Below are 12,624 nucleotides of genomic sequence, written 5' to 3'. Positions count from 1 at the left end.
CGGGTCCCGCTGTCGGGCGGGGTGTCGCGCCGGTCAGGCCGAGGTGTCGGGCACGCAACGCCCGTCCTCGGTCCGGTAGTTCCAGCGCGCACCGTCCGCCACCAGTTCCTTGACGGCCCGCACGAACCGCTCGACATGCTCCTCGGGCGTTCCCGCGCCGAAGCTGACCCGGATGGCGTTCAGCGACCGCTCCCCCGGCGCCGCCTCCGGTGCGCCGCACTCGCCCGGCTCCTGCGGCTCGCTGCCCAGCAGGGTCCGCACGAGCGGGTGGGCGCAGAACAGGCCGTCGCGGACGCCGATGCCGTACTCGGCCGACAGCGCCGCCGCGAAGTGCGAGCTGTTCCAGCCCTCGATGACGAACGACAGGACGCCCACCCGCGGGGCGTCGTCTCCGAAGAGCGAGAGCACCTTCACCTCGGGCACCTCGGCCAGACCCTCCCGGAGGCGGGCGATCAGCGCCTGCTCGCGGGCGACCAGGGTCTCGAAGCCGGCCTCGGTCAGCGCCTGGCAGGCGGAGGCGATGGAGTAGGCGCCGATGACATTGGGCGAGCCCGCCTCGTGCCGGGCCGCGGTGGTGTGCCACTCGACGTCCACGCCGCCGTCCGCACGCCGCGAGACCTTGCGGCTCGCGCCGCCGCCCGCGAGGTAGGGTTCCGCGGCCTGCAGCCAGTCCGCGCGGCCGGCCAGCACTCCGGCACCGAACGGGGCGTACAGCTTGTGTCCGGAGAAGGCGACCCAGTCCACGTCCAGGGTGGCGATGTCGACCGGGTGGTGCGGCGCGAGCTGGGCCGCGTCCAGCACGATGCGGGCGCCGTGCGCATGCGCCGCGGCGGCCAGCTCCCGCACCGGCCACAGCTCACCGGTCACGTTCGAGGCACCTGTCACGCACACCAGCGCCGGGCCGCGCCCTGCTGCCGCCCGGCCGGCCAGGGCCTTCTCCAGGGTCTCCACCGCCTGCTGCGGGGTGCGCGGCGCGTTCAGGTACGTCACGACGGTGTCCGCACGCTGCTCCCACGGCAGCAGCGAGGCGTGGTGCTCGGTCTCGAAGACGAAGACCTCGGTGTCCCGCGGCAGGGCGGCAGCCAGCAGGTTCAGCGAGTCGGTCGTCGAACGGGTGAAGACCACCTGGTCGTCGGCGCGGCAGCCGAGGAAGCCGGCGATGGTGGCGCGGCTGTTCTCGAACAGGTCGGTGGACAGCTGCGAGAGGTACCCGGCACCGCGGTGCACGCTGCCGTAGTACGGCGCGTAGCCGGCCACGTCGTCCCAGACCCGCTGCAGGGTCGGCGCGCTGGCGGCGTAGTCGAGCGCGGCGTAGTCGACCTCGCCGCCGGTCACGAGCGGGACGAGGACGTCCCGGCCCAGAACCGGCAGCGGGGCACAGAGCGAACGGTCGGCGGCGACGGCGGAAACAGACATGGCGAACTCCCCTGGGAGATAAGCGAATTCGCTGCGAAAAGGCCACGGGCACAGAAAGCCGCGGCGGCGCAGCGCAAAGAGAAAAGGGTGCGGAAAAGGGGCCGTCGGGCCCTATCGCATTCGCTGAATCACGGAGAGATCTCCCTCGACAACCAGGATCCCTGGCGAGGGATCCGCGCTTGCCACAGACCTCGCTGCCTGCGGCCTGGTCATCACCCGGGGCACCCCGCCACGGAAGGAGGGTTGCCGGACAGCGGGCCGGGGCCTGCATCGCTGTCACTCGTGACCTGCGCAGAATCATGCCACACCGGCGAACGGGCGCAAGCCCCGGTCCGAAGGACGGACCGAGGCCTGCGTCACACCGTGGCCGGTCAGGCGTTGCTTGCGGCCACCCAGCGCTCCAGGGCCCGCTTGGCCGCCCCGGAGTCGATCGACCGGGCCGCCTTCTCGATGCCGGCCCGGATCTGCTCCGCCAAGGGCGCGTCGGAAGGCTCCAGGGCCACCAGGGCGGCCGCGGAGTTCAGCAGCACCGCGTCGCGCACCGGCCCGCCCTCGCCCTCCAGCAGCCGGCGGGCCACATCGGCGTTGTACGACGCGTCCGCGCCGCGCAGCGCCTCCACCGGCACCAGGGGGATCCCGACGTCCCTGGGGTCGAAGGACTCCTCGCGCACCGCGCCGTCCCGCACGATCCACACCCGGGAGGTCGCCGTCGTCGTCAGCTCGTCCAGCCCGTCGTCACCGCGGAAGACCAGCGCCGAGGAACCACGCTCGGCGAGCACCCCGGCGAGGATGGGAGCCATCCGGGCGTCCGCCACACCGGTCGCCTGCGCGCGCACCTTCGCCGGGTTGGTCAGCGGGCCGAGCACGTTGAAAGTGGTACGGATGCCCAGCTCGCGCCGCGCGGGCGCGACATGCCGCAGCGACGGGTGGAACTTCACCGCGAAGCAGAAGGTGATGCCCGCCTCCTGGGCGACCTCGGTGACCCGCTGCGGGGTGAGATCGAGGTTGACCCCGAGCTTCTCCAGCACATCGGACGCGCCGCTGGCGGACGAGGCCGCGCGGTTGCCGTGCTTGACGACCTTCGCGCCGGTGCCGGCCACCACGATCGCGGACATCGTGGAGATGTTGACGGTCTTGGCGCCGTCGCCGCCGGTGCCGACGATGTCGACGCTCGGCCCCGGTACCTCGATCAGCCGGGCGTGCCGGTACATCGTCCGTACCAGCCCGGAGATCTCCGCGACGGTCTCGCCCTTGGCCCGCAGCGCCACCGCGAAACCGGCGATCTGCGCGTCGCTGGCCTCGCCCCGCATGATCCGGTCCATCGCCCACGCGGTGTCGTCCGCGGCGAGGTCACGGCCGTCGAGCAGGGCATTCAGCACGTCCGGCCAGGTGTGGGCCGCCACGCTGTCGCCGCCGACCGGGGTCACAACGTTCATGGTCCACACTCCTGGATCGTCTCCTGCTAATGCCGTCAGCCTACCGAGGCCCCGGCAGGCCGGAGGGCCCCGTCCATTCGCCGGACGGGGCCCTCTGGGTGGCGTACTACCTGCCGTGGCTACACGGCGCTGTGGGGATCAGTGGTGGCCGTGGCCACTGGTGATCTCCTTGTACTCCTCGGCCGTGGGCTTCGGAATGACGCTGTCCTCGCCGTAGTACGACTTCGACAGCTTGGCGCGCAGCTTCTGCCCCCGCGACACCTTGCGGGCGACGCCGTTCTCGTCGACCTCCGGACCGAGCTCCACGGGCTTGGGCTGCTCGTGCTGCGTGAGCGTGTGCAGCTGCTCCTGGTCGAGCGGCTCGTGCACCTCGATGAACTCACCGTGCGGCAGGCGCTTGATGATGCCGGACTCGCGTCCGTGCAGCACCTTGTCCTTGTCGCGACGCTGCAGACCCAGGCAGATCCGCTTGGTGGCGATGAAGGCCAGCACCGGAAGGACGAAGAAGCCGATCCGGACGAACCAGGTGAGGGAGTTGAGCGACAGGTGGAAGTGCGTGGCCCAGAGGTCGTTGCCACCACCGATCAGCATCACGAAGTACGCGACCAGCCAGGCGACGCCGAAGCCGGTACGGGTCGGGACGTTGCGCGGACGGTCCAGGATGTGGTGCTCGCGCTTGTCGCCCGAGACCCAGGACTCCACGAACGGGTAGACCGCGATGGCGACCAGGACCAGCGGGAAGACCACGATCGGGATGAGCACACCGAAGTTCACGGTGTGGCCCCAGAAGTTCCACTCCCAGCCCGGCATCACACGCACCAGACCCTCGGCGAAGCCCATGTACCAGTCGGGCTGGGCGCCGGTGGACACCTGGTCCGGCCGGTAGGGGCCGATCGCCCACACCGGGTTGATGCTGGCGATCGCGGAGATCACCGAGATCACGCCGAAGACCAGGAAGAAGAAGCCTCCGGCCTTGGCCATGTAGACCGGCAGCAGCGGCATACCGACGACGTTGTTGTTGGTCTTGCCGGCACCCGGGAACTGCGTGTGCTTGTGGTAGAAGACCAGGATCAGGTGCGCCACCAGCAGGCCGAGCATGATGCCCGGTAGCAGCAGGACGTGCACCGTGAAGAACCTCGGGATGATGTCGTGCCCCGGGAACTCCCCGCCGAAGATGAAGAACTGCAGGTACGAACCGACCAGCGGCATCGCCAGGATGACGCCCTCGATGAACCGCACGCCGGTGCCGGAGAGCAGGTCGTCGGGGAGCGAGTAGCCGGTGAAGCCGGTGAACATGCCCAGCACCAGCAGCAGGAAGCCGAAGAGCCAGTTGACCTCACGCGGCTTGCGGAAGGCGCCGGTGAAGAACACCCGCATCATGTGGACCATCATCGCGGCCAGGAAGACCAGGGCCGCCCAGTGGTGGATCTGCCGGATGAGGAGTCCGCCCCGGACGTCGAAGCTGATCTCCAGCGTCGACTCGAAGGCCTGCGTCATCCGGACCCCGTGCATGGGCACGTAGGAGCCGTGGTAGACGACCTCGGCCATGCTCGGGTGGAAGAACAGCGTCAGGTAGACGCCGGTCAGGATGATGATGATGAAGCTGTAAAGCGCGACCTCACCCAGCATGAAGGACCAGTGGTCCGGGAAGATCTTGCGCATGTTGGACTTGGCGAGGCTGTAGATGCCCAGCCGGCCGTCCGCCCAGTCGGCGACCCGCTCGCCCGCGGGCGCTTTGCCGCGGCGCGTGGTGGTCGCGCTCGTCTCGTTACTCATCCGCGCTCCCAGAAGCTCGGGCCGACGGGCTCACCGAAGCCGCTTGCGGCCTCCAGGAAGCCGTCCTTCTCCGTGATGTGCAGCTGCGGCAGGGCGTGACCCGCCGGACCGAAGATCACCCGGCCGCCGTCGGAGAGGTCGAACGTCGACTGGTGGCACGGGCAGAGCACGTGGTGCGTCTGCTGCTCGTACAGGCTGATCGGGCAACCCACGTGGGTGCAGATCTTCGAGTACGCCACGATGCCCTCGTGCGACCAGGACAACTCTCGCTTGTCCTTGATGTTCTGCGGCTGAATCCGCACGAGCATCAGGGCGTCCTTGGCGATCTGCTGGTTGAAGTCCTCGTCGTGCTCCTCCAGGCCCTCGGGCTTGGCGAAGGTGAGCGAGCCGACCGCGATGTCCTCGGGACGCAGCGGGAGGTTCGTCGACTGGTTGACCAGGCGTACGCCCTTCTTCCAGCCGGTGGTGCGCAGCTTCGTCCCGGGCAGCGGGCCGAGGTCGCGCAGCAGGACGACGCCGGAGAGCGGCACCAGGGCCAGCGCGCCGAACATCGTGTTGCGGATCAGCTTGCGCCGGCCGAACTGCGACTCCTTGGCACCCTGCGCGAAGTCCGCGAGCACCTTGGCCTTGACCTCGGGCGCGGCCTCGATGGGATGCCGCTCGTCGGCGACCTCCTCGTCCGACATCAGCGTGCGGGCCCAGTGGACGGCGCCGGCGCCGATGCAGAAGAGCGCCACACCGAGGGTCATCCCGAGCGCGAAGTTCAGCGCGCTGATGTGACCGATCGGCCAGATGTAGACGATCTTCTCGATCGGGAAGATCACGTACGAGGCGATGAAGCCGACCGTGGCGAGCATGGACACCAGGAACAGGAAGGCGACGGCACGCTCGGAGCGCCGCGCGGCCTTGTCGTCGATGTCCTGGATGCGGTGCTCGTGCGGCGGCAGGCCCGGGTCCGCGAACGGGTTGCCCGCCGTCTCCACCGCGGTGTCGTGAGCCGTCTCCCGCTCACTGGGAAGGGTTTCTTCCGGCACGTCTTGGTGTCGTCCAGTCTCACTCATGACTTCTTGGCCTTCGTAGTCCGGGCAGCGACCCAGATGGCGACCGCGATCAACGCACCAAGGCCGAAGACGTAACCGAAGAGACCCTCACTGACCGGCCCGAGACCGCCGAGGTCCAGACCGCCGGGGCTCTCGGATTCGTCGCCGTTGACGGCGTCGAGGTACGCGATGATGTCCTTCTTGTTTTCCTTCGTCAGCGAGCCGTCACCGAACGAAGGCATGTTCTGCGGGCCGGTTTCCATGGCCTCGTAGATGTGCTTCGGGTCCACGCCCTCGAGCGTCGGTGCGTACTTGCCGTTGGTGAGGGCGCCGCCCTTACCGGTGAAGTTGTGGCACTGCGCGCAGTTCGTGCGGAACAGTTCGCCGCCCTTGCCGATGTCGGCACCGTCGGGGCTGTACTGCTCCTTGTCCGGCACGGTGGGGCCGGCGCCCAGCGACGCGACGTACGCCGCGAGCTGGTCGATCTCGGCCTGGTTGTAGATGTTCTTCTTCCGCGGAACCTGGGCGCCCGGCTGCTGAGCCGGCATGCGGCCGGTGCCGACCTGGAAGTCGACGGCGGCAGCGCCCACGCCGACCAGGCTCGGGCCGTCGGAGGTGCCCTGACCGCCGGTGCCGTGGCAGCTGGCGCAGCCCACGGCGAAGAGCTTCTTGCCCTCCTTGATGGCAAGAGACTGGGCGGCGTCATCGGCCTGAGCCCTGTCCGCCGGCGCGAACGCGGCGTACAGCCCCCCAGTGACCGCCAGCGCGAAGAGTAGGACGACGAGCGCCGCCAGCGGATGGCGCCGTCGTGCGGAGAGCTTTTTCACGGATTACCCCGGTGTCAGGATCTTCTGCGTCGATGCTTTGGCTATGTCTGAAATGCGAGTCCGGCCTGGACCGGTTACTTGATCAGGTAGATCGTGGCGAAGAGGCCGATCCAGACGACATCGACGAAGTGCCAGTAGTAGGACACGACGATGGCCGCGGTGGCCTGTTCGTGGGTGAACCTCTTGGCCGCGTACGTCCTGCCCAGGACCAGCAGGAAGGCGATCAGACCGCCCGTCACGTGCAGTCCGTGGAAGCCGGTGGTCAGGTAGAACACCGAGCCGTACGGGCCGGACGAGAGCGAGAGGCCCTCGTGCTTGACCAGCTCCGTGTACTCGAAGACCTGACCGCCGATGAAGATCGCACCCATGATGAAGGTGATCACGAACCACGTTCGCAGCTTCTTGACATCGCCGCGCTCGGCCGCGAAAACACCGAGCTGGCACGTCAGCGAGCTGAGCACCAGGATGGTGGTGTTCGTCGCGGAGAACGGAAGATTCAGCGCATCGGCGGATTCCTTCCAATACTCGGCCCCGGTCACCGATCGGAGGGTGAAGTACATCGCGAAGAGGGCCGCGAAGAACATCAGCTCGGAACTCAGCCAGATGATGGTTCCGACGCTGGTGAGGTTCGGCCGATTGACCGACGGGTGCGCGTGCCCGGTTTCTACTGTCGTTGCTGTCGCCACGACCGACATTATGTCGGTCGCTTATCCCGCCCTCACTCCGGGGGGTGCCGTTCGGTGTGTCAAGGACGTATGCCCTGCTCGTACGGCCCATTCCGCGAGTCGCTCGAAGGAGGGAAGCAACGCCTCCGCGGCGGCCCCCCGGCCGCCTCGCGACCAGTCCTGACGGGCCGTCGGGCAGATCTTGGATCCGTCCGAACCCTCCTGCGAGTGCCCGGTGCGGGAGTAGCATCCGTGGCTACCTACGGTGGGCCTCTCCCATCCTGTGCCGCGACGAAGCGTGGAGGAACGATGCAGCCGACTGCCACGGTGCTGGTCTACAGCGACAACGCCCACACCCGGGAGCAGGTCCGGCTGGCGGCCGGCCGGCGCCCCGCCGCCGACGCCCCGCAGATCGAGATCCTGGAGTGCGCCACCCAGCCCGCCGTCCTGGAGGCCCTGGAACAGGGCGGCATCGACGTCTGCGTGCTGGACGGCGAGACCGCGCCCGTGGGCGGGATGGGCGTCTGCCGGCAGATCAAGGACGAGATCTTCCGCTGCCCGCCGGTGCTGCTGCTCATCGGCCGCCCCCAGGACGCCTGGCTTGCCACCTGGAGCCGCGCGGACGCCGCTGTGACGCACCCTGTGGACCCGGTGGCGTTCGCGGACTCCCTGGCTTCCCTGCTGCGCCGCAAGCTCCTCACGGAGGCCTGAGCCGCCCGCTGAGGGGTCCTCAGAACTGCGGGCGCAGTCGGGCGGCATCTGCGGGCCCCCGCTGCTGCTCGGCCGCTCCTGTGGTGGTGGACGCCTTGTTCTTCAGCGCGCTGCCGTCCCGCCATTCCTTCCAGGGCATGTTCCAGTCGCCGAAGCCGTTGTCGAAGGCGGTCATGTTCTCGCCGTCGCTGTTGACGACCTTGACGATGTCACCGACGCGCACCATGTTGAAGAACCACTCGGCGTTTCCGGTGGACATGCCCGTGCAGCCGTGGCTGACGTTGGCGGCTCCCTGGGAGCCCACCGACCAGGGAGCGGCGTGCACGTACTCGCCGCTCCAGGTGACCCGGGTGGCCCAGTAGACGGGCAGGTCGTAGAAGTCGGAGGCGCCGATGCTGGCGCTCGTCATCCGGACGAAGCTCTCCTTGCCCAGGATCACCTTGACGCCGTTGCGGGTGTCGTAGCCGGGCTTGCCGGTGGTGACGGGGATGGTGTTGACCTCTTCCCCGTTGCGCAGCACCGTCATCTGATGCGATCCGGCGTCGGTGATGGCTTCGATCCGGTCGCCGGTGCTGAGCCGAACGGGCTTGGCCGGGCCACCGTAGAGCTTCTTGGTGATCTTCAGCCCGTCCAGGTTGCTGTGCACCGCGATGGTGGCGTGGGCCGGCCAGTAATCCTTCGGCCGGAAGTGCAGTGACTTGCCGTCCACCCAGTGCCAGGAGCCCTCGACGCGCGGCGCGGAGTCCACCTTCAGGGCGCTCTCGACGACGGCCCGCGCCTTCGGGTCGTTGATCGGCTTGCTCAGCTCAGCGGTGACCGGCTGGCCCACGCCGTACTCGCCGCTGTCCGGGCCAAACTTGACGCTCAGCCGGTCGTCGGCGTCGGTGGTCTCCACGACGAGGGTCTTGCGGCCGGGCGCGCCGTCCTCGTCCTCGGTGCTCACCCGCACCGTGTAGCGGGTTCCGGCGGCCAGCGGCACGGTGGTGCGCCAGCGCCTGCCGTCCGCGCTCAGTTCGCCGCTGATGTAGCGGCCGGAGGCGTCGGTGGCGGTCACGTCCGTGATCCGCGCCTCGTCACCCTTGACGGTGACCTCAAGAGGCTTGTCCGGATCCGCTTTCTGCTTGCCGTCCGGGGTGTTGGCCGAGATCTGGTCGGCCGCGTCGTAGGGCTTGGCGGAGAGCGGTTCCGACGACGAGCCCCCGCAAGCGGTGGCACTCACCGCAAGGGGCACGAGCAGGAGTCCGCAGCTCAGCACCGTCCGGGTTCGAGGTCTGTTACTCATGACCCAAAAATATGAAGAATCACCTGATTCAGCCCGTTGGAGGACTGCAAATGGGGTCGACCTCAAGGCGCAAAAGGGGCGGGCCCGGACACCTGTTGGGGTGTCCGGGCCCGCCCGTACGGCCTGTGGGCCGCGTTTACTGCGTGCGGTTCTCACCGCGGTAGTACTCGAAAACCCATCCGAACAGACCGACGAGGATCACCGGCATGGAGAAGTACAGCAGCCACCAGCCGAAGACGACGCCCATGAAGGCGAGCGCGCCACCGATGGCCAGGGACAGCGGCTGCCAGCTGTGCGGGCTGAAGAAGCCCAGCTCGCCCGCGTCGTCCGAGACCTCGGCGTTCTCGTTGTCCTGCGCACCCGCGTCCACCCGCCGGGCCGTGAAGGCCAGGTAGTAGCCGATCATGATGCACAGACCGAAGGCGAGGAACAGTGCGGTGGTACCCGCGGGCTCCTTCGACCAGACGCCATAGACGACCGCCATGGCGAGGACGAAGACAGCGAGCCAGATGAACATCTTGCCCTGGATCTTCACTTGCCCTCCTCCTTACCGCCGATGACGGCCTTGGCGACCTCGGAGCCGTGGGGCTTCTCCAGCTCCTCCAGAGCGGCGATCTCCGGGTGGTGGAGGTCGAACGCCGGGGATTCGGAGCGGATGCGCGGCAGCGTGAGGAAGTTGTGCCGCGGCGGCGGGCAGGACGTAGCCCATTCCAGCGAACGGCCGTAGCCCCAGGGGTCGTCGACCTCGATCTTCTCGCCGTACTTCGCCGTCTTCCAGACGTTGTACATGAAGGGCAGGATCGACAGGCCCAGCAGGAACGAGCTGATCGTCGAGATGGTGTTCAGCGCCGTGAAGCCGTCAGCGGCGAGGTAGTCCGCGTAACGCCGCGGCATGCCTTCCGCGCCGAGCCAGTGCTGGACGAGGAACGTGCCGTGGAAGCCGATGAACAGCGTCCAGAACGTGATCTTGCCCAGCCGCTCATCCAGCATCTTGCCGGTGAACTTCGGCCACCAGAAGTGGAAGCCGGCGAACATCGCGAAGACGACCGTGCCGAAGACGACGTAGTGGAAGTGCGCCACCACGAAGTACGAGTCGGAGACGTGGAAGTCCATCGGGGGCGACGCGAGGATGACGCCCGTCAGACCACCGAAGGTGAACGTGATCAGGAACCCGATCACCCACAGCATCGGCGTCTCGAAGGACAACGAGCCCTTCCACATCGTGCCGATCCAGTTGAAGAACTTCACACCCGTCGGCACCGCGATCAGGAACGTCATGAAGGAGAAGAACGGCAACAACACGCCGCCCGTCACATACATGTGGTGCGCCCAGACCGTCACCGAAAGACCGGCAATCGAAATCGTCGCCGCGATCAGACCGATGTAACCGAACATCGGCTTCCGCGAGAACACCGGAATGACCTCGGAAACGATGCCGAAGAACGGCAACGCGATGATGTACACCTCCGGATGCCCGAAGAACCAGAACAGGTGCTGCCACAACAGAGCGCCACCATTGGCCGCGTCGAAGACATGCGCACCGAATTTACGGTCCGCCTCCAGCGCGAACAGCGCCGCCGCCAGCACCGGGAACGCCAGCAGAACCAGCACACCGGTCAGCAGCACGTTCCACGTGAAGATCGGCATCCGGAACATCGTCATGCCAGGCGCACGCATGCAGATGATCGTCGTGATGAAGTTGACCGAACCGAGGATCGTGCCGAAGCCCGAGAAGGCCAGACCCATGATCCACATGTCCGCACCGACACCCGGCGAACGCACCGCGTCCGAGAGCGGCGAGTACGCGAACCAGCCGAAGTCCGCCGCACCCTGCGGGGTGAGGAAGCCGGCCACAGCGATCAGCGAGCCGAAGAGATAGAGCCAGTAGGCGAACATGTTCAGCCGCGGGAACGCCACGTCGGGCGCGCCGATCTGCAGCGGCATGATCCAGTTCGCGAAACCGGCGAACAGCGGCGTCGCGAACATCAGCAGCATGATCGTGCCGTGCATCGTGAACGCCTGGTTGAACTGCTCGTTCGACATGATCTGCGTGCCGGGACGGGCCAGCTCGGCGCGCATGAGGAGCGCCATCAGGCCGCCGACGCAGAAAAACGCGAACGACGTGACCAGGTACATCGTGCCGATGGTCTTGTGGTCAGTGGTCGTGAGCCACTTCACCACGGCGATACCCGGTTGCTTCTTGCGTACGGGCGGTGCTGCCGGAGCCGAATCGGCGGCGGCACCCTGAGGTTCGTTGAGGATGCTCACTGGTTTTTGGTCTCCGCGTTCCTGGCGTGATCCGTCTGCTCGATGCCCGACGGCAGGTAACCGGTCTGGCCCTTCTTCGCCAGGTCCTTCAGGTGCTCCCGGTACCGCTCGGGGGAGACGACCTTGACGTTGAAGAGCATCCGGGAGTGGTCGACGCCGCAGAGCTCGGCGCACTTGCCCATGAAGGTGCCCTCGTGGTTCGGGGTCACCTCGAAGACGTTGGTGTGGCCCGGGATGACGTCCTGCTTCATCAGGAAGGGCACCACCCAGAAGGAGTGGATGACGTCACGCGACGTCAGGACGAACTGGACGGTCTCGCCCTTGGGCAGCCACAGGGTCGGCCCCGGGTTGCCCGTCTGCGGATTCCGCTCGCCCGGAGTGCCCTCGTCGTAGACGCCGTCGGCGCCGGCGGGAGCACTCTTCTTCCACTTGTCGGGGATGGCGGAGAGTTCCTTGGAGTCGATCGCCGAGGTCGACTTGTTGCCGTCCACGTCCTCCAGATAGTTGAACGCCCAGCTCCACTGGAAGCCCACCACGTTCACGACGTGGTCCGGCTTCTTGGAAGTCTTGAGGAGTTCGCTCTCATCACGCGCGGTGAAGTAGAAAAGCACCGCGATGATGATGAACGGGACGATCGTGTACAACGCCTCGATCGGCATGTTGTACCGCGTCTGCGCGGGGACCTCCACCTTGGTCCTGCTGCGACGGTGGAAGATCACGCTCCAGATGATCAGGCCCCAGACCAGCACGCCCGTTGCGAGGGCGGCGGCCCAGGAGCCCTGCCAAAGAGAGAGGATCCGCGGCGCCTCGTCGGTGACGGGCGTTGGCATGCCGAGGCGGGGGAAGTCCTTATATGTGCAACCAGTCGCGGTCGCCAGGACCAGGCCCGCAGCAAGCACCTGCGGCAGCTTCCGCCGCATCGGGCGCCGCGACGAGCGGTCGGAGCCGTTGGGACTCACGTAGCGCCTTCCCGAGAGTCTCGCCCGCGAGACCGGCTGCGGCCGTCTCGCTGGTCGGTCGCCGGCCCTGGCACGGGCAGGGGTTTGGATGTTTATGCGGACCAAACCCTACTGGACGCTATTTGGGGCCGCGCGGGGAGGGTGCCCAACGCGCCGCACGGCACCCCGAAGGGGTGGCCGGGCCCTTCCCGCGCGGCCCTCAGAACTCCCGAATCGCCGCTTCCACCAGGCATCTGACGACGCG

At 67.6% G+C, this 12,624-nt stretch carries 11 protein-coding genes and 1 riboswitch; of the genes, 1 reads left to right on the top strand and 10 read right to left on the bottom strand.

What is annotated here, in order from left to right; all coding sequences use genetic code 11:
* Positions 1-33: 33 nt before the first annotated feature.
* The 6 genes from ACGFZW_RS08255 to ACGFZW_RS08230 all read right to left on the bottom strand — a co-directional run bounded on the left by ACGFZW_RS08255 (position 34) and on the right by ACGFZW_RS08230 (position 7,190).
* Positions 34-1,416 (bottom strand): aminotransferase class V-fold PLP-dependent enzyme, encoded by a 1,383-nt coding sequence (locus ACGFZW_RS08255; RefSeq protein WP_393892228.1) that lies wholly within the window; start codon positions 1,414-1,416, stop codon positions 34-36.
* A gap of 170 nt (positions 1,417-1,586) precedes the next feature.
* Positions 1,587-1,704: riboswitch (SAM riboswitch) on the bottom strand.
* Between the two features lie 83 nt (positions 1,705-1,787).
* Positions 1,788-2,852: an anthranilate phosphoribosyltransferase gene (gene trpD, locus ACGFZW_RS08250; RefSeq protein ID WP_393892227.1), complete on the bottom strand. Its 1,065-nt coding sequence runs from the start codon at positions 2,850-2,852 to the stop codon at positions 1,788-1,790.
* A gap of 138 nt (positions 2,853-2,990) precedes the next feature.
* A complete protein-coding gene (locus ACGFZW_RS08245; RefSeq protein WP_393892226.1) occupies positions 2,991-4,628 on the bottom strand; it encodes a cytochrome bc complex cytochrome b subunit in 1,638 nt (545 codons plus the stop codon).
* Positions 4,625-5,689, bottom strand: coding sequence for a Rieske 2Fe-2S domain-containing protein (locus ACGFZW_RS08240; RefSeq protein WP_393892225.1), 1,065 nt, complete (start codon positions 5,687-5,689; stop codon positions 4,625-4,627). Before ACGFZW_RS08240 ends, ACGFZW_RS08245 begins: the two co-directional genes overlap by 4 nt.
* On the bottom strand, positions 5,686-6,495 hold the full coding sequence (locus ACGFZW_RS08235; RefSeq protein WP_393892224.1) for a c-type cytochrome: 810 nt from the start codon (positions 6,493-6,495) through the stop codon (positions 5,686-5,688). The genes ACGFZW_RS08240 and ACGFZW_RS08235 overlap by 4 nt, the downstream gene beginning before the upstream one ends.
* Before the next feature lie 74 nt (positions 6,496-6,569).
* On the bottom strand, positions 6,570-7,190 hold the full coding sequence (locus ACGFZW_RS08230) for a heme-copper oxidase subunit III (RefSeq protein WP_393892223.1): 621 nt from the start codon (positions 7,188-7,190) through the stop codon (positions 6,570-6,572).
* Between the two features lie 279 nt (positions 7,191-7,469).
* Between ACGFZW_RS08230 and ACGFZW_RS08225 the strand changes: the two genes are divergently transcribed.
* A complete protein-coding gene (locus tag ACGFZW_RS08225) occupies positions 7,470-7,871 on the top strand; it encodes a hypothetical protein (protein WP_393892222.1) in 402 nt (133 codons plus the stop codon).
* A gap of 19 nt (positions 7,872-7,890) precedes the next feature.
* Here ACGFZW_RS08225 and ACGFZW_RS08220 read toward each other — a convergent pair whose 3' ends face one another.
* The 4 genes from ACGFZW_RS08220 to coxB form a co-directional block, all read right to left on the bottom strand.
* The gene (locus ACGFZW_RS08220) at positions 7,891-9,153 is read right to left on the bottom strand and encodes an Ig-like domain-containing protein (RefSeq protein ID WP_393892221.1); all 1,263 of its coding nucleotides are present in this window, start codon (positions 9,151-9,153) and stop codon (positions 7,891-7,893) included.
* Between the two features lie 136 nt (positions 9,154-9,289).
* Entirely contained in the window at positions 9,290-9,688 is a 399-nt protein-coding gene (locus tag ACGFZW_RS08215) for a cytochrome c oxidase subunit 4 (protein ID WP_393892220.1), read from the bottom strand.
* Entirely contained in the window at positions 9,685-11,421 is a 1,737-nt protein-coding gene (gene ctaD, locus ACGFZW_RS08210; RefSeq protein ID WP_393892219.1) for a cytochrome c oxidase subunit I, read from the bottom strand. Before ctaD ends, ACGFZW_RS08215 begins: the two co-directional genes overlap by 4 nt.
* Positions 11,418-12,380 (bottom strand): cytochrome c oxidase subunit II, encoded by a 963-nt coding sequence (gene coxB / locus ACGFZW_RS08205; protein ID WP_393892218.1) that lies wholly within the window; start codon positions 12,378-12,380, stop codon positions 11,418-11,420. The genes ctaD and coxB overlap by 4 nt, the downstream gene beginning before the upstream one ends.
* Positions 12,381-12,624: the final 244 nt, after the last annotated feature.

It is taken from the genome of Streptomyces sp. NPDC048248 (assembly GCF_043201875.1).
Lineage (GTDB): Bacteria > Actinomycetota > Actinomycetes > Streptomycetales > Streptomycetaceae > Streptomyces.
The sequence above is the reverse complement of the archived record's forward strand: the minus strand, read 5'-3'. Positions and strand labels throughout refer to the sequence as shown.